The sequence below is a fragment of the Micromonospora inyonensis genome (assembly GCF_900091415.1).
GTDB lineage: Bacteria > Actinomycetota > Actinomycetes > Mycobacteriales > Micromonosporaceae > Micromonospora > Micromonospora inyonensis.
Genome location: NZ_FMHU01000001.1, coordinates 2460120 through 2476121 on the forward strand (window position 1 = coordinate 2460120; position 16002 = coordinate 2476121).

Annotated in this window: 18 protein-coding genes; 12 read left to right on the plus strand and 6 right to left on the minus strand. The window is 72.4% G+C overall.

The features are described from left to right. Positions 1-194: 194 nt before the first annotated feature. The 5 genes from GA0074694_RS11100 to GA0074694_RS11120 all read left to right on the plus strand — a co-directional run bounded on the left by GA0074694_RS11100 (position 195) and on the right by GA0074694_RS11120 (position 4583). Positions 195-1118, plus strand: a complete 924-nt coding sequence (locus GA0074694_RS11100) for a phosphotransferase enzyme family protein (protein ID WP_218105667.1) — start codon at positions 195-197, stop codon at positions 1116-1118. Positions 1119-1435: 317 nt separating this feature from the next. Then, a complete protein-coding gene (gene nadA / locus GA0074694_RS11105) occupies positions 1436-2443 on the plus strand; it encodes a quinolinate synthase NadA (RefSeq protein ID WP_091456572.1) in 1008 nt (335 codons plus the stop codon). A 36-nt stretch (positions 2444-2479) separates the two neighbouring features. Further along, entirely contained in the window at positions 2480-3340 is an 861-nt protein-coding gene (locus GA0074694_RS11110; protein ID WP_218105668.1) for an inositol monophosphatase family protein, read from the plus strand. A 63-nt stretch (positions 3341-3403) separates the two neighbouring features. Next, on the plus strand, positions 3404-3985 hold the full coding sequence (locus tag GA0074694_RS11115) for a DNA-3-methyladenine glycosylase I (RefSeq protein WP_091458967.1): 582 nt from the start codon (positions 3404-3406) through the stop codon (positions 3983-3985). A gap of 4 nt (positions 3986-3989) precedes the next feature. Beyond that, complete coding sequence (locus GA0074694_RS11120) at positions 3990-4583, plus strand: hypothetical protein (RefSeq protein WP_091456575.1); 594 nt, start codon at positions 3990-3992, stop codon at positions 4581-4583. Positions 4584-4776: 193 nt separating this feature from the next. On the opposite strand, the gene GA0074694_RS11125 is transcribed toward GA0074694_RS11120, so the two are convergent. Together GA0074694_RS11125 and GA0074694_RS11130 are read right to left on the minus strand one after the other, a co-directional pair. Further along, positions 4777-5568, minus strand: a complete 792-nt coding sequence (locus tag GA0074694_RS11125; protein ID WP_091456578.1) for an enoyl-CoA hydratase-related protein — start codon at positions 5566-5568, stop codon at positions 4777-4779. A 4-nt stretch (positions 5569-5572) separates the two neighbouring features. Beyond that, the gene (locus GA0074694_RS11130) at positions 5573-6391 is read right to left on the minus strand and encodes a PaaX family transcriptional regulator (protein WP_091456581.1); all 819 of its coding nucleotides are present in this window, start codon (positions 6389-6391) and stop codon (positions 5573-5575) included. A 191-nt stretch (positions 6392-6582) separates the two neighbouring features. On the opposite strand from GA0074694_RS11130, the gene GA0074694_RS11135 reads away from it, so the two are divergent. Further along, complete coding sequence (locus GA0074694_RS11135) at positions 6583-6750, plus strand: DUF3117 domain-containing protein (protein ID WP_007455245.1); 168 nt, start codon at positions 6583-6585, stop codon at positions 6748-6750. A 117-nt stretch (positions 6751-6867) separates the two neighbouring features. Next, positions 6868-8334, plus strand: a complete 1467-nt coding sequence (locus GA0074694_RS11140; RefSeq protein WP_091456584.1) for a leucyl aminopeptidase family protein — start codon at positions 6868-6870, stop codon at positions 8332-8334. A gap of 190 nt (positions 8335-8524) precedes the next feature. Here GA0074694_RS11140 and GA0074694_RS11145 read toward each other — a convergent pair whose 3' ends face one another. Then, positions 8525-9133, minus strand: coding sequence for an O-methyltransferase (locus GA0074694_RS11145; protein ID WP_091456587.1), 609 nt, complete (start codon positions 9131-9133; stop codon positions 8525-8527). Here GA0074694_RS11145 and GA0074694_RS31565 point away from each other — a divergent pair. The 3 genes from GA0074694_RS31565 to GA0074694_RS11160 all read left to right on the plus strand — a co-directional run bounded on the left by GA0074694_RS31565 (position 9087) and on the right by GA0074694_RS11160 (position 11303). Then, positions 9087-9227, plus strand: a complete 141-nt coding sequence (locus GA0074694_RS31565) for a hypothetical protein (RefSeq protein ID WP_176737868.1) — start codon at positions 9087-9089, stop codon at positions 9225-9227. The two genes, GA0074694_RS11145 and GA0074694_RS31565, sit on opposite strands and share 47 nt — an antisense overlap. A 187-nt stretch (positions 9228-9414) precedes the next feature. Further along, entirely contained in the window at positions 9415-10824 is a 1410-nt protein-coding gene (locus GA0074694_RS11155) for a S1C family serine protease (protein ID WP_245714646.1), read from the plus strand. Between the two features lie 74 nt (positions 10825-10898). Next, positions 10899-11303, plus strand: coding sequence for a twin-arginine translocase TatA/TatE family subunit (locus GA0074694_RS11160; RefSeq protein WP_091456593.1), 405 nt, complete (start codon positions 10899-10901; stop codon positions 11301-11303). A 44-nt stretch (positions 11304-11347) separates the two neighbouring features. Here the strand turns inward: GA0074694_RS11160 and GA0074694_RS11165 are convergent, their stop codons facing one another. The 3 genes from GA0074694_RS11165 to GA0074694_RS11175 all read right to left on the minus strand — a co-directional run bounded on the left by GA0074694_RS11165 (position 11348) and on the right by GA0074694_RS11175 (position 14454). Beyond that, positions 11348-12496, minus strand: coding sequence for a P-loop NTPase (locus tag GA0074694_RS11165; protein WP_091456597.1), 1149 nt, complete (start codon positions 12494-12496; stop codon positions 11348-11350). A gap of 82 nt (positions 12497-12578) precedes the next feature. Continuing rightward, positions 12579-13151 carry a DUF1003 domain-containing protein gene (locus tag GA0074694_RS11170; RefSeq protein ID WP_091456601.1) on the minus strand — a complete coding sequence of 191 codons (573 nt, stop codon included), beginning with the start codon at positions 13149-13151 and terminating at the stop codon, positions 12579-12581. Beyond that, positions 13144-14454, minus strand: coding sequence for a magnesium transporter MgtE N-terminal domain-containing protein (locus tag GA0074694_RS11175; RefSeq protein WP_091456605.1), 1311 nt, complete (start codon positions 14452-14454; stop codon positions 13144-13146). Before GA0074694_RS11175 ends, GA0074694_RS11170 begins: the two co-directional genes overlap by 8 nt. A gap of 33 nt (positions 14455-14487) precedes the next feature. Here GA0074694_RS11175 and GA0074694_RS11180 point away from each other — a divergent pair, with 33 nt between their 5' ends. Both GA0074694_RS11180 and GA0074694_RS11185 read left to right on the plus strand, forming a co-directional pair. Further along, the gene (locus tag GA0074694_RS11180; protein ID WP_091456608.1) at positions 14488-15357 is read left to right on the plus strand and encodes a PhzF family phenazine biosynthesis protein; all 870 of its coding nucleotides are present in this window, start codon (positions 14488-14490) and stop codon (positions 15355-15357) included. Positions 15358-15471: 114 nt separating this feature from the next. Further along, positions 15472-15987 carry a hypothetical protein gene (locus tag GA0074694_RS11185; protein ID WP_091456612.1) on the plus strand — a complete coding sequence of 172 codons (516 nt, stop codon included), beginning with the start codon at positions 15472-15474 and terminating at the stop codon, positions 15985-15987. Positions 15988-16002 lie beyond the last annotated feature (15 nt).

The following is a 16002-nucleotide window of genomic DNA, read 5'->3' on the forward strand; positions in this document are numbered from 1 at the left end:
GTACGGCACATTGTCGGGTTCTCGGGTATTGGTGCCGACCCGGTGGGGCACCTGCCTTACCGTTTTCATGCGTACTGAACACAGCGCGCCTACCGGCGTCGTCGACGTGACCCTGAGTGTTGCCCTCGCGGCAACGCGGTGCGCGTGCGCATGGCGAAACCGCGGAAGCGTGGCGAACCGACAAGGGGCGTTATATGGCACGGGTCCCGAACGATTCATTCGACGCAGAGCGCGCGTGGCTGATTCTGCGCGAGGCGTGCTCGACGAATCACGTGAGCATCTCCGGCGGGGAGTTGATCCGCCTCGGTGAGAACGCGGTTTTCTGGCTTTCCTCGAGAACTGTGGTGGCGCGAGTCGGGCGGGGGGACGCGCGCGCGGCCGAGGCCGAGCGAGAGATCAGGGTCGCCAGATGGCTGGCCGGGGCGTCGGTTCCCACGGTTCGTCCCCTTGAGATAGCTCAGCCACTGCGCGTCGGCGACCACTTCGTGACGCTGTGGGAGTCGGTGGGAGACGAGATCAGCTACGGCACCCCGGCGGAGTTGGCGTCCCTGCTCCGGCAGTTGCATGCCCTGGAACCGCCTGCCGACGTCACGTTGCCGCGTGCGGACCCGTTCCGCCGAGCGCGTTGCTGTCTCGCGAACGCGACGGCGCTGGCCAACGAGGACAGGCTGTTCATCGGCGCTCTGCTGGACCGTCTGGCGGACAGGTACACCGGGCTGACGTTCGCACTCCGGCCGGGTGTCGTCCACGGCGACGCGAATGTGTGCAACGTCTTCCGGGATCGCCGTGGCAGGCCGGTGCTGGGCGATCTGGACACCGTGGCGGTGGGGCCGCGCGAGTTGGATCTCGTACCCGCCGCGCTCTACTACGACCGGCTCGGATGGCACTCGGTCAGCGAGTATCGGGAGTTCGCGGACAGCTACGGCTTCGACGTGCTCGGCTGGCCTGGTTACGACCTGATGGCGGATGCCCTCGAAGTCGAGATGGTCACCTGGCTCGCGCAGAATGCGGGGCAGGACGAAAGAGCGGGGCAGGAGCTCGTCAAGAGAGTCAGGACGTTGCGCACGGGCTCCTCACGAGCACTGTGGGCACCATTCCTCTGGCACCAGGACGGCTGAGGCAGGATTGGCCTTCCGGTGCTGGCGCTCACGGAACTCGGCCACCGCCGTCTCGTCGGAAGCCTCGCCCTGCGTCACCGCCGCCCAGCCGTACCGTCCGTCACCGCGCCGTGACGGCGAAAGGATTCGTTGACAGGTCACAGGGCCGCCGGTACAACTGACCAGCAGCGATGCTGGCCGACAGGGAGGCCAAGCGAGCACCAGCTCTCGGAACATGCCTGGAGTGGAAGTGGCTGGCAGGCTTCTACACCCGCGAGAGCAGGCGTCCGTGAGCGTTGGACGCTCCACTGCGGAGCGCTCCATGTGAGGAGGGCCCGATGGCTGTCCCGGCCGAGAACTTGGAACCACTTGGGGGCGTGGAGCCCGACGATGCCTGGGCGGAGGAGATCCGCGCTCTGGCGGCTGAACGCGACGCGGTGCTGCTGGCACACAACTACCAGTTGCCGGCGATCCAGGACGTGGCCGACCACGTCGGCGACTCCCTTGCCCTGTCGCGGATCGCGGCCACGAGCGACGCATCGACCATTGTCTTCTGCGGTGTGCACTTCATGGCCGAGACCGCCAAGATCCTGGCGCCGGAGAAGACCGTCCTCATCCCGGACGCTCGCGCGGGATGCTCGCTGGCCGACTCGATCACCGCCGACCAACTGCGCGCGTGGAAGCGCGAGCACCCTGGCGCGGCGGTGGTGTCCTACGTCAACACCACCGCTGCGGTGAAGGCCGAAACGGACATCTGCTGCACGTCCTCCAACGCGGTGGACGTGGTCGCCTCCTTCCCACCGGATCAGGAGGTGCTCTTCTGCCCGGACCAGTTCCTCGGCGCCCACGTCAAGCGGGAGACGGGCCGGGCGAACGTGCACGTGTGGGCGGGTGAGTGTCATGTCCATGCCGGCATCAACGGTCCGGAACTCGCCGCGCGCGCGGCGGCGAACCCGAGTGCCGACCTGTACATCCATCCGGAGTGTGGATGCGCCACATCGGCGTTGTACCTCGCCGGCGAAGGCGTGGTGCCGAAGGAGAAGGTCCACATCCTGTCCACCAGCGGCATGGTCGAGGCAGCGCGTAGGACCAGTGCCGGCACCGTGCTGGTCGCTACCGAGGTCGGCATGCTGCACCAACTGCGTAAGGCCGCCCCGTCGGTGGAGTTCCGCGCCGTGAACGACCGCGCGTCGTGCCGGTTCATGAAGATGATCACGCCGGCTGCTCTGCTGCGGGCACTGCGCGAAGGCACCGACGAGGTACATGTCGATCCTGACGTCGCGGTGCGGGCGCGGGCTTCGGTGCAGCGGATGATCGAGATCGGCACCCCAGGAGGCGGCGAATGAGTGCTGCGCCTGCCGGAAAAGGACAAGGATACTTAGTTGCGCCAGCTCATGCCACGGCCTGACCCTGATGCGCTGTTGCCGGTCGCGCATGACGCCATCGACAAGGCGGTCGACTATGTCCTGACGAATCCCTTCACCGCTGTTCGGCAGAAGGACGCCCACGAGATCGTGACGGACGTCGACGTCGCCGTCGAACGCCTCGTGCACGCCGCGTTGTCCCAGAGCGTCACAGGGATCGGCTTTCTCGGCGAGGAGACCGGCGCAGTGGGTGACCCCGACACCTACTGGGTGCTCGACCCCATCGACGGCACCACCAATTTCAGCCACAATTTGCCGCTGAGTTCGATCTCGCTCGGCCTGGTGCACGACGGCTTCCCGATTCTCGGCGTGATCGCAGCCCCGTTCCTCGCGCGTCGGTACTGGGCCACGCACGGTGGCGGTGCCTATCGCGACGGTGCGCGTCTACAGGTTTCCGCGACGGCCGATCTGTCCACGGCGTTGGTTGCGCTCACCGATTACGGCGGACCCCAGCCGGAGATCGGTGATCTGTTGTGCCGGGATCTGGATCGCGAGTTGACCACTCGCACCCAGGGGCTGCGCCGGTTGGGCTCGACAGCCATCGAGCTGGCCTTCGTCGCAGAAGGTTCCCTCGATGCCAGCATCAGCATCTGGAACGGGACATGGGACACCGCGGCTGGCGCCGTCATCGCGCGTGAGGCAGGTGCGGTCGTCATGGATGCTGACGGAAGCCCACACTCAACTCGATCACGGTGCGCCATCGCGGTTACCCCGGCACTGCGTGGTGCCATGATGTCGGTTCTCGAAATCGTGCGCGGCACCCGCTACTGGCCGGTCGAGGCTGAGGACGTTTCGGCGCGCGATGGCGGAATCGCCTGAGCGAGGGGACAGCCCGGCGGGCCGAGGGAATGGTCTGGAACAGGGTGACCTACCGTGGACGGCGTGGACGACCTGGTGACCGGTGCCGACGGGCTGGCCCGCTGCGGATGGGGCGCAAGCACCCCTGACTACGCGGCCTACCACGACGGGGAGTGGGGCCGGCCGCTGCGCGGTGACGACGCGCTCTACGAGCGGATCACGCTGGAGGCGTTCCAGTCCGGCCTCTCCTGGCTGACCATCCTGCGCAAGCGGGACGCCTTCCGGCGGGCCTTCGACGACTTCCGGATCACCACCGTCGCCGGCTACGGCGAGGCCGACGTGGCCCGCCTCCTCGGTGACGCGGGCATCGTCCGCAACCGTGCCAAGATCGAGGCGGCGATCGCCAACGCGCGGGCCGCGCTCGACCTGCCGGCGGGGCTCTCCGCGCTGCTCTGGTCCTTCGCCCCGCCCGCCCGGTCGACCCGGCCCGGCCGGCTGGCCGACGTGCCGGCGGTGACGCCGGAGTCGACCGCGCTGGCCAAGGCCCTCAAGAAGCGCGGCTTCCGCTTCGTCGGACCGACCACCGCGTACGCCCTGATGCAGGCCACCGGCATGGTCGACGACCACCTCGCCGGCTGTCACGTCGTCCTCGCCCCGGCGGCGTGATGGGATGACGGACATGACCGACACCGACCGCGCCTGGGCCGTGCTGCTCCCCGCCGACCGGTACGAGGCGGAGCGGCTCGTCCACCACGACACGCTGGCGCTGACCGGACTGGAGACCGACCTTCGCCCGGCTCCCGGCGATCCGGTCGCGGTGGTCGTCGACGGGGAACCACCGTCGCTGGTCGCGCTCGGCCGGGTCGCCTCCGGTGGGGGGACCGAGCAGGATCCGGACGATCCCGACGCCGACGGTGCGCGGACGCCGCTGGTCGTGTCGTACACCCGGCGGGTCTTCGACGATCCGTTGCCGGTCGACGGGCTGGTGCCCGCCGGTCCGGTCACCCCGCTCGCCGTCGACCGCTGGCGCGGCCTGGCCGACCGGCTCGGGCCACCGCCGCCCCGGCGGACCTGGCTGGTCAGCCTGGACCTGCCGATCGAGGCGGCGAGCCCGGCCGAGGCGGTGCGGATCTTCTGGTCGTACGTGCGTGAGCTGGGCCCCCGGGAACTGCCCGCGTACGTCTCGCCGAGCGGGGACGAGCTGGCCATGCAGGCGTTCGTGTTGGGCGCCGAGGCCAACCAGGACCCGGAGGAGGACGACTGACGTCCTCCGGCGCGGGTGACGCCGCCGGCTTCCCGGCACGCGACCCCCGGCCACCGACCGCGAGGAGCACCGACCGCGAGGAGCACCGACGCGTTTCCCGACCCCGGTGGTCGTCCGGCCCGCTCGCTCCGCCGGTGCGGACGGCACCGGCGGAACCAGCGGGAACGGGACCGGGTGGACCGGCCGGGCCGGTTCAGCGCCCCTCGTAGACCGGCTGCTCCTTGCGGACGAAGGCGCGGGTGGCGGCGCGGTGGTCGGCGGTGCCCCCGCAGATCGTCTGGGCCTGCGCCTCGGCGGCCAGCGCGTCGGCGAGCGTGCCCGCGTCGGCGATGGAGAGCTGGCGCTTGATCGCCCCGTACGCGACGGTCGGGCCGGCGGCCAGCCGGGCGGCGAGTTCCTGGGCGGTCGGCAGCACCTGCTCGTCGTCCGCCACGAGCTGGTTGAGCAGGCCCAGCTGGCGGGCCTCCTCGGCACCCACCGGCTCGGCCAGCATCAGCAGCTCGACCGCCTTGGCGTGCCCGACCAGCCGGGGCAGCGTCCAGGACGCGCCCGTGTCGGCGGCCAGCCCCACCTTGGCGAAGGCCATCAGGAATGTGGTCTTCGGCCCGCCGATCCGGATGTCGGCGAGGAAGGCCAGCGACGCCCCGGCCCCGGCGGCCATGCCGCGTACCGCCGCGACCACCGGCTTGGGCAGGTTGGCCAGGCGGGCGGCGATCGGGTTGTAGTGCGCGCCGACGGTCGCCAGCGGGTCGCCCTTGGTCGACTCCAGCGTCTGCACGTGCTCACGCAGGTCCTGGCCGGCGCTGAACTGCCCGCCCGCCCCGGCGAGCACCACCGCCCGGCAGGTCCGGTCGGTCTCCAGCTCGGCGAGGGTGTCGCGCAGGGCCTCCTTGAGCGCGACGTCGAGCGCGTTCAAGGCCGTGGGGCGGTTCAGCGTCAGGGTGACGACCGCGTCGGTGCGGTCGACCAGGAGCGGCTCGGTCACGTGTCTAACGACCCTTCTGTCGTACGGCGCGGTTGCCCAGGTCGAGGCACTGTTCCACGTACCGGTCGGCGGCCGGGCGGAGCCGGGCCGCGTGCCGGTCGAAGAAACTGGCGGCGCTGGTACCGGGCCAGCGCTCGGGCAGCAGGGCCGGGGGCAACTGCGGATCCTTGAACAGGAAGGTACGCCACGCGTGCACCAGCCGGAATCGTGCCGCGTACGCCTCCTCGTCACCGCTGCGGGCGGTGACCGTGGCCAGCAGCGGACGCTGCTCGGTGACGAAGTCCTCGTACGCCTGGCCGATCTCGACGAGGTCCCAGGCGCGACGGACCATGGCCACCGCACCCGGCGTGCCGGCCGCGTGGGCGGCGGTGAAGCGCTCGTACTGGACACCGGCCTCGGCCAGCACGGCGTCGACGTCCTCGGCGGCGCGGGTGGCGATCCAGGTCTGTTCGTCGAGGGTGCCGTAGCCGAGGAAGCGTAGGGTGGTGGCGAGTCGCTGCCGTTCCCGGCGACCGTTCGGCGCGTCGAGCACGATCAGGTCGAACCGGCCGTCCCAGCCGGTCCGGGCGGTGCGGTAGACCCGGGACGCGGCCTCGTCCAGTCGCCGGGCCGCCTTCGGGGTTATCGCGTAGCCCGGTCCGGAGGCGAGCCGGATCGGATCGAGCCACCCTTGGCGCACCATCCGGGAGACCGCGGTACGGACGGCCGGGGGCGCGATACCGAGGGGCGCGAGCAGTTTGACCAGGGCGGCGACCGGTGCCCTGCCGCCCCGGGGGCGGAGGTGGTCGCCGTACAGGTCGAAGAGAGCCGACCGTGCCTGCATGACCGCACATTGTGACAGGCTATCTCGGGATATGCTAGGTGCTGTTATATCTAGGTTGCTTCGGTTTGGGTCCGGCGGTGTTCATCAGGGAAAATCGTTGGTCAGCACCGCGCGTCCGCGCGTGGTGGGTTTAACGCGTAGTGGCTGTGGGGCAACCCACCGACCCTGGTGTAGGTCTGAGGGGAGACAACATGGCGGCGATGAAGCCGCGGACGGGCGACGGTCCGCTGGAGGTCACCAAGGAGGGCCGGGGCATCGTCATGCGGGTTCCGCTGGAGGGTGGTGGCCGGCTCGTCGTCGAGATGACTCCCGACGAGGCCAACGCGCTCGGTGACGCGTTGAAGGCAGCCGCCGGCTGATGGAGGAGTGGCCCGGGCGGCGTCCGCCGCCCGGGTGGTCCGGAAGAACCTGAGCCACCGGTACACCGGTGGCTCAGGCTCTTCGTGTCCTGAGAATCCCTGGAGGTACGGCAAAGCGTGCTGGACATCCGCCTGGTGACCGGTCCCGGCCGGTTCGACACCCTCGTCCTACCTGTCCGAAGCGTCGAGGGGACGGACGCCCCGGCGTCGCTGGTCCCGACGGCGGTAACACTCCCCGACGACCTGGTCACGGAGGCCACCGCCCTGGTATCGGCGGCGGCGTTGACCGGGGCCGCCGGTGAGACACGGCTCCACCTGCGGCCACTGGCCACCCCCGTACGGCTGCTGATGCTGGGCGTGGGTGACGGCGACGAGACCGGCTGGCGGGCCGCCGGGGCCGCGCTGGTCCGTGCCCTCGCGGAGGAGACCAGCGTCACCGTCGCCCTGCCGGCCGACGCGCCGCCGGAGGCGGTCCGCGGCCTGGCCGAGGGGGCGTTGCTGGCGTCCTACCGGTTCCGGCTGACCGACGCCGGGTCGAGCCCGGCACTGGCCGAGCTGGAGGTCGCGGTCGACGAGCCGGGACGGTACGACGCCGCGCTCGACACGGGACGGACCACCGCCCGGATGACCTGTTTCGCCCGGGACCTGACCAACATGCCGTCGTCGGTGAAGAACCCGGAGTGGTTCGCCGACCAGGTCGCCGGGCTCGCCGCCGACCTGCCCGAGGTGGATCTGCGGGTCTGGCAGCCCGACGAACTCGCCGAGGCGGGCTTCGGCGGCATCCTCGCCGTCGGCGGCGGCTCGGCCAAGGGCCCCCGTCTGGTCGAGCTGGGCTGGCACCCGGCCGGCGCGACGACCCACGTGGTGCTGGTCGGCAAGGGGATCACCTTCGACACCGGCGGCATCTCGATCAAGCCGCTCTCCGGCATGAAGCTGATGCGCAAGGACATGGCGGGAGCCGCCGCCGTGGTCGCCGCGACCCTCGGAGCCGCCGCGCTGCGCCTCCCCGTCCGGATCACCGCCCTCGCCCCGCTGGCCGAGAACATGGTCAGCGGCTCGGCCTTCCGTCCGGGCGACGTGATCCACCACTACGGCGGGCTGACCAGCGAGTCCACCAACTCCGACGCCGAGGGACGGTTGGTGCTCGCCGACGCGCTCGCGTACGCGGTGGACCGGCTCGCCCCCGACGTGCTGGTCGACCTGGCCACTCTGACAGGGGCCAACTCGATCGCGCTGGGTACGCGGACCGCCGCGATGTACACCGAGAACGACGAACTGGCCGAGGCGCTGGTCGCCACCGCCGCCGAGGCGGGCGAGCGGTCGTGGCGGATGCCGCTGGTCGGCGACTACGTCGAGTACCTCGGCAGTGACCTGGCCGACTTCTACAGTGCCCCGAACCGGGGCGCGGGCTCCGTGGTCGCCGCCCTGTACCTGCGGGAGTTCACCGGTGACCTGCGGGACCGGTGGGTGCACTTCGACATGTCCGCGCCCGCCTGGTCGTCCGACGCCAAGGCGGAACTTGCCAAGGGTGCCACCGGTTGGGGCGTCCGGGGCCTGCTCCGCTGGCTGGCGACACTGGGCTGAGCGGTCGCCCAGGTGTTTGTCTGAGGTGGTTGCAGGGGGCCCTTCCTATCGCTTTTTTGGTGAGGAGGGGACCCCTGCAGGCACATGAAGCCGGCGGCACCTGAAGCCGCAGGCGCGTCGAGCCGGCGGCGTCCGGAGCCGGCGGTGGGTGCAGCCGGCGGTGGGTGGAGGGCCTTGGCGGGTGGGGTGGTCAGCAGCGGATGGCGGCCAGCAGGCCGTGGCCGACCGGGAGCAGGGCGGGCACCCACTCGTCCGACTCCCGGAGGGCCTTGATGGCCTCGCGCAGGGTCACCGTCTCCATGTCGCGGGCGGCCGGGTCACCGATTCGTCCGCCGGCGAGCGCACCGTTGACGGCGAGCACCCCACCCGGGCGGAGCAGTCGCAGCGCGGCGTCCACGCAGGCACTGACCCCGGTCACCTCGGCGTCGACGAACACCAGGTCGTACGCGCCGTCGGCGAGGCGGGGCAGGACGTCCAGGGCACGGCCGGTGATGATCCGGGTCCGCCCCGCCGGGAAGCCCGCCTCGGCGAAGATCCGGCGGGCGATCCGCTGGTGCTCGACCTCCACGTCGATCGTGGTGAGCACGCCGTCGGCCCGCATGCCGCGCAGCAACCAGATGCCGCTCACCCCGGTACCGGTACCGATCTCCACCACCGCCCGGGCGCTGCCGGCGGCGGCGAGCAGCCGCAGGGCGGCGCCGGTCCCGGTGGTCACCGCGTCGACGCCCACCTCCTCGGCGAGACTGCGGGCGGTGCGCAGGACGAGGTCCTCGGCGACGTACGACTCGGCGAACTGCAGGGCCTGCGCCGTCGAACTGCCGGAACTGGCGGCCGTGGCGATGGGGCACCTCCGAGGGGCGGCGGGAGTGGAGCGGGGCGGGTTCGCCGTATGAGCCTAGAGGCGACGGTCGAGGGACGCAGCCACGCGGTCGGTCGGTGTGGGGTACGCCCGGTACGACCGTCGGCCCGGGGCCGGGTATCCGTGCAATCCTGGATGGTGATCCCGTCCGTCGCGGCCGGGCCGGTGCCGCCGGTCCGCCCCCGGTGCACGGGGCTCGGGACGGACTGGGAGGCACCGACGTGACCGACGGCTGGGACTGGCGCCGGCCCGCCGCGAACCCCGCACCGCCGCAGTCGCCGGTGGCCGGGGGAGCGCCACCGGGCGGCGGGTACGGCGGACCGGCGAACGGCGGCGGGTACGGCGGACCGGCGAACGGCAGCGGGTACGGCGGACCGGCGAACGGCCGGGGCGTACCGGTCGGCGGTGTGCACACCACGGCCGCCACCTCGCCGTGGTGGTCCGACGCGCTGGCCGACCCGTGGCGGGACCCGGTGGCACCCGCCGCCGTGGTGCTGCCGGCCGCGCCGGTGCGGGGGGCGGAACCCGAACCGGTGACCGACCCGGACACGCCCCGCCGACCGGCGCTGCGCCAGGCGTTGCTGATCGCCGTGGTCGCCGCGTTGCTCGCCGGCACCCTCGGTGGGGCACTGGGCTACGCGTTCGCGGTGCGCGGCGGCGCGGGCGGGACGGTGCTCGGGGCCCAGTCACAGGACCCGCCGGTGGCCGCCCAGCGCAAGCCGGACTCCCTGGCCGGGGTCGCCGCGCGGGTGCTGCCCAGCGTGGTCACCGTCCGGGTCGGCAGTGCCGCCGGCACCAGCGAGGGCTCCGGCTTCATCGCCAGCGCCGACGGACACGTGATCACCAACGACCACGTGATCGCCGGTGGCAACGGCAAGGCGACCGTGATCTTCAACGACGGCTCGTCCGCCCCGGCCAACCTGGTCGGGCAGGACCCGGAGTCCGACATCGCTGTGATCAAGGTCGCCCGGACGGGGCTGCGGCCGGTCGAGTTCGGCGACTCGGACGCCCTCGCGGTCGGCGACCCGGTGCTCGCCATCGGTTCGCCGCTCTCCCTGGCGAACACCGTGACCGCCGGCATCGTCAGCGCCCTGGACCGGACCATGCGGGCCGGTGAGCCGGGCGGACCGGTCCGCTACTACGCGGCGATCCAGACCGACGCGGCGGTCAACCACGGCAACTCCGGTGGCCCACTCGTGGACGGCGCGGGGCGGGTCATCGGGGTGAACTCGACGATCAAGTCGCTGGTCTCCGAGGGGCAGGAGGCCGGCAACATCGGCCTCGCCTTCGCCATCCCGATCAACCAGGCCAAGCGCATCACCCAGGACATCATCGGCACCGGCAAGGCACGCCGTACGGTGATCGGCGCAGAGGTGCCCGGACCGGGCACCGCCCCCGGTGCCACCGGGGGCGTACGGCTGGTCACGGTCGAGCCCTCCGGGCCGGCGGCCGGGGCCGGGCTGAAGGCCGGGGACGTGATCCTCAAGCTCGCCGGGCGTCCGTTGTCCGAGCCGACCGACCTGATCGCCCTGGTCCGCAAGTTCGCCCCCGGTTCGGTGGTGACGGTCGAGTACCGGCGTGGGTCGTCCCTGGACACCGCCTCGGTGACGTTGGCCGCGGACGCCAAGTAGGCGACGGCCACCCCCTCCCGGAAGCCCTCCGGCGTGCGTACGCTTGCCCGCAGACGCCGAGGAGGAGGCTGCGCGTGTTCGACAACCTGGGCGCGTTCGAGGTCGGTGCGCTGCTGCTGCTCGCGTTGCTGATCTTCGGTGACCGGCTGCCCACGGTCATCAGCGACGGCCTGCGGATGGTGCGCAACCTGCGCAACATGGCCCGCAACGCCACCACCGACCTGAGCCGGGAACTGGGCACCGACATCCAGCTGGAGGACCTGCATCCCAAGGCGTTCATCCGCAAGCACCTGCTCAGCGAGGAGGACGAGCAGGTGATCCGGAAGCCGTTGCAGGGCATCTACGACGACCTGCGTGCCGACGTCACCGGCGTGCACAAGGAGCTGAACGACGTGGCCACGGCGGCGGACCTGCGATCCGGTGGCACCCCGGCCGCCACGCCGCCGCGCCCCCGCAGCTTCGACAGCGACGCCACCTGATCCCCGCCGCGCCGCGCCGCGGCGGGGATCGGGTGAGGCGTCGGTCAGCGGCCTGCGGGCTTGAGGCCGAGGGGCTTGCCGAGCAGCGACTCGCGGCGGAGGGCCAGCCGGTCGGCGACCGCGTCCAGTGCCTTCGCGGCCGGGGCGGCCGGCTCGGCGAGCACGATCGGGGTGCCGGCGTCGCCGGCCTCGCGGACCCGGGTGTCGAGGGGGATCTGCCCGAGCAGCGGCACCTGCGCGCCGATGGTGCGGGTCAGCGACTCGGCCACGGTCGCCCCGCCACCTGCGCCGAAGACCTCCATCCGGGAACCGTCCGGCAGCTCCAGCCAGGACATGTTCTCGATCACGCCGACCACCCGCTGGTGGGTCTGGAGGGCGATCGCCCCGGCCCGCTCGGCCACCTCGGCGGCGGCGGCCTGCGGGGTGGTGACCACCAGGATCTCCGCGTTCGGCAGCAACTGGGCCAGCGAGATCGCCACGTCGCCGGTGCCCGGGGGCAGGTCGAGCAGGAGGACGTCCAGGTCGCCCCAGTAGACGTCGGCGAGGAACTGCTGCAACGCCCGGTGCAGCATCGGGCCGCGCCACACCACGGCGGCGTTGCCGGCGGTGAACATGCCGATCGAGATGACCTTCACGCCGTGCGACTGGGGCGGCATGATCATGTCTTCCACCCGGGTCGGACGGGCGTCCGCGCCGAGCATCCGGGGCACCGAGTGGCCGTAGATGTCCGCGTCGACCACGCCGACGGCGAGCCCCCGGGCGGCGAGCGCCGCGGCCAGGTTGACCGTCACGCTGGACTTGCCGACGCCGCCCTTGCCGCTGGCCACCGCGTACACCCGGGTCCGGGAGCCGGGCTGGGCGAACGGGATGACCGGCTCCTCGGCCGAACCGCCGCCGCGCAGCTTCGCCTGGAGCGACTGCCGCTGCTCGGGACTCATCACGCCGAACTCGATCTCCACCCCGGTGACCCCGGGCACCGCGCCGACGGCGGCGGTGATGTCGCTGCGCAGCTTCTCCTTCAGCGGACAGCCGGCGACGGTGAGCAGCAGCTCGACCCGGACGACGCCGTCGTCGCCGACGACCGCGGAGCGGACCATGCCGAGGTCGGTGATGGGCCGGCGGATCTCGGGGTCGTCGACGGTGGCCAGCGCGGCCTGGACGGCGTCGGAGACGGTGCTGACGGGTGCTGACATGCCGGCAATGCTACGTCGGTGTCCGTCCGGGACCACGGGCCGCGGGGGCGGTGTGAGCGAGTCGGCGGCCCGGGTGCGCCGGTCAGAATCCGTCCGGTTCGTCCCGGGGCTCGTCGAGCGGATCGGGGCGCTGGCCGGGCCTCTCCTGCTGGCGGCGTTCCAGCCGGTGGCGGCGTTGCTGGGCCTCGTCCAGCTCCTCGGCCAGCCGGGCCAGCTCGGAGCGGAGGAAGTCCCGGGTGGCCACCTCCCCCATGGCGATCCGCAGCGCCGCGATCTCCCGGGCCAGGTACTCGGTGTCCGCCTTCTGCATGGTGGCGCGGCGGCGGTCCTCCTCGAGCGAGACCCGGTCCCGGTCGGCCTGCCGGTTCTGCGCGAGCAGGATCAGCGGGGCCGCGTAGGACGCCTGCAACGACAGGATCAGGGTGAGGAAGGTGAAGGTGTACGGGTCGAAGCGCAGGTCAGCGGGGGCCAGGGTGTTCCAGCCGAACCAGGCCGCGATCACCACCGTCATGTAGACGATGAAGTTCGCCGTACCCATGCCCCGGGCGATCCCCTCGGACCAGCGCCCGAACGCCTCCGGGTCGAACCGGGGCAGCTTGACGGTGCGGGGCTCCGCCGGCTGGTCCAGCCGTTCGGGGCGGCGTTGCTCAGCCATGCCCACCGTCCGTCAGCCGGTACCCGGTCGGCGAGCCGGCGAGCGGTTCCGCGGGCAGGTCCGCGGCCGTGTCCCGCTCCCGCCAGTCCCGGGGCAGGGAGTGGTCCAGCACGTCGTCCACGGTGACCGCGCCGACCAGCCGGTTGTTGCGGTCCACCACGGGCATGGCGACCAGGTCGTAGGTCGCCATCCGGCGGGTGATCTCCGGCAGCGGGGTGGTCTCGCGCAGCGGGTCGATGTCGTTGAGCACCACCCCGCCGAGCAGGTCGGCCGGCGGCTCCCGGAGCAGGCGCTGGAAGTGCACCATCCCCAGGTAGCGCCCGGTCGGGGTGGTCATCGGGGCGCGGGTGACGAAGACCTGCGCCGCCACGGCGGGGGAGAGCTGCGGCTCCCGGATCCGGGCCAGCGCCTCCGCGACGGTCGCGTCCGGCGGGAGGATCACCGGCTCGGAGGTCATCACGCTGCCCGCCGTGCCCGCGGTGTACTTGAGCAGCTGGCGCACCGGGTCGGCCTCGTCCGGTTCCATCAGGTCGAGCAGCACGTCCTGTTCCGGCGGGGGCAGCTCGTTGAGCAGGTCGGCCGCGTCGTCCGGGTCCATCTCCTCCAGCACGTCGGCGGCGCGTTCCCGGCCGAGGGCGGAGAGGATCTCCACCTGGTCGTGCTCGGGCAGCTCGCTGAGCACGTCCGCCAGGCGCTCGTTGTCCAGGGCCGCGGCCACCTCGTTGCGGCGCAGGTCAGGCAGTTCCTGGAGGGCGTTGGCCAGGTCGGCCGGGCGCATGTCCTCCAGGACGGCGAGAAGGTTGGCCGTCCCCCGGGTGTCGGCGAAGCCGGTGAGCCCCCGCACCTTGTCCCAGTCGAGTTGGTGCAGGTGGCCCCGGCGGGTGAGCCGGCCGGTCTGCTCCCGGACCGCCACCCGGCTCAGCGACCACTCGCCGCCCCGGGTGCACTCCATCGCCACGTCGACCACGGTGCCGGACTGCCCGTCGGGGTCGAGGTCCACCCGGCGGTCGAGCAGCTCGGAGAGGACCAGCAGCTCGTTGGGCCGCTTCTCGAAGCGACGCAGGTTCAGCGTCCCGGTGCCGAGCACCACCGCGTCCGCCTCGAGGGTGGTGACCCGGTTGATGGAGAGGAAGATGCGTCGGCGCATCGGCATCTCGGCGACCAGTCCGACCACCTCGGGCGGCCGGTTGGTCGGCCGGAGCCGGGCCACCGCGTCGCGGACCCGCCCCACCTGGTCGCCGTTCGGGTCGAATACGGCCACTCCGGCGAGTCGGGCGATGTAGACCCGGGTCGGCGTGCTCACGTCGACCAGCCTATGCGCCTAGTGTTTATCAACATGTCGACCTTGGCCTACGAGATCGTGGACGTCTTCACCGACCGCCCGTTCGCCGGCAACCCGCTGGCCGTGGTGTTCGGCGCGGACGGACTCGCCACCGAGCAGATGCAGACGCTCGCGCGGGAGTTCAACCTTTCCGAGACGGTGTTCGTGCTGCCCGCCACCCAGGCCGGTGCGACGTACCGGGCCCGGATCTTCACCCCGGCGGCGGAGCTGCCCTTCGCCGGCCACCCGAGCGTGGGCGCGGCGGTGACCGCGTGCCGGCGGGGCTGGTTCGACATCGGTGCGGTGACTCAGGAGTGCGGGGCGGGGGTGCTGCCGGTCGAGGTGACCGGGACGGCCGCCACGCTGACCGGCGGGATGCCGACGCTCGGACCGGAGCTGGACGTAGAACCGTTGCTGGAGGTGGCCGGGCTGCGGGCCAGTGACCACGCCGGACCGGCGCCGCGGGTGGCCGGCTGCGGGCTGGAGTTCCCCTACCTGCCGGTCCGCCCGGACGCGCTGGCCCGCGCGCGGGTCGACGTGAGGGCGGCGGAACGGTACGGGGTGGAGCATGTCAGCGTCTTCTCCTGGGACGCCGGTACGCAAACCGCCCGCTCCCGGGTGTTCGTGCCCGGGATGGGGGTGCCCGAGGACCCGGCCACCGGCTCGGCCGCTCTCGGCCTGGGCGTGTGGCTGGTCGCCAGTGGCCTGCTACCCGGTGAGGGGCGGTCGTCGTACACCGTCGAGCAGGGCTTCGAGCTGAACCGCCCGTCCGTGCTGACCTGCACGGTCACCGCGGCCGGCGGAACCGTGCTGGGCGCGACGGTCAGCGGCCAGGTGATGCCGGTCGCCCGGGGCGAGATCAACATCCCGCCCTTCCTCGGCTGATCCCCCGCCCGCACCGACGCGGAGCCGCCGGGGCGTCGCCACCCGTGTGGTCGGCCGTGCGGGGCCGGGAGGTCCGTCCGGCGGGCGGGTCCGGGGTAGGGCAGGATTCCCGGTGTGAGCGACGAGGTGGAGGAGCGGGCGGCCACGCCCCTGGTCGACGAGGCGTCGAAGAAGGCCGCCGTGGCCTGGGTCCGGGTGTCGGGCGGCCCTGCGCTCGCGCTCTGGTGCGTACCCCTGGAGGGGGCGCTGTTCGTGGTGAGCGGCCCGGGGGAGCAGACGGCGCCCGACCTGGTTGGGGCGGCGGAGGCCGAGGTGACCCTCCGGGGCGACCACGGCGGCCGGATCGTGACCTTCCCGGCGCGGGTCTCCCGGGTCGACCCGGAGAGCGAACTGTGGGCCACGGTGGCCCCGGCGGTGGCCGGCAAGCGGTTGAACGCGTCCGGCTCCGCCACCGACCTGGTGGGTCGGTGGGCTGCGGACGGTTGCGTGCTGAGCCGGCTGGAGCCGGCGGGGACGCCGCTCGCCGGGTCCGCCCTGCCGGACGACTCGCTGGCCGAGCCGCCCCGGGACACGCCCGCCGTGCGCCGGACCCGCAAGCCCTTCCGTCTGCACCGGGTGCGCCGCCGCTGACCCGCCGGCCCGTTC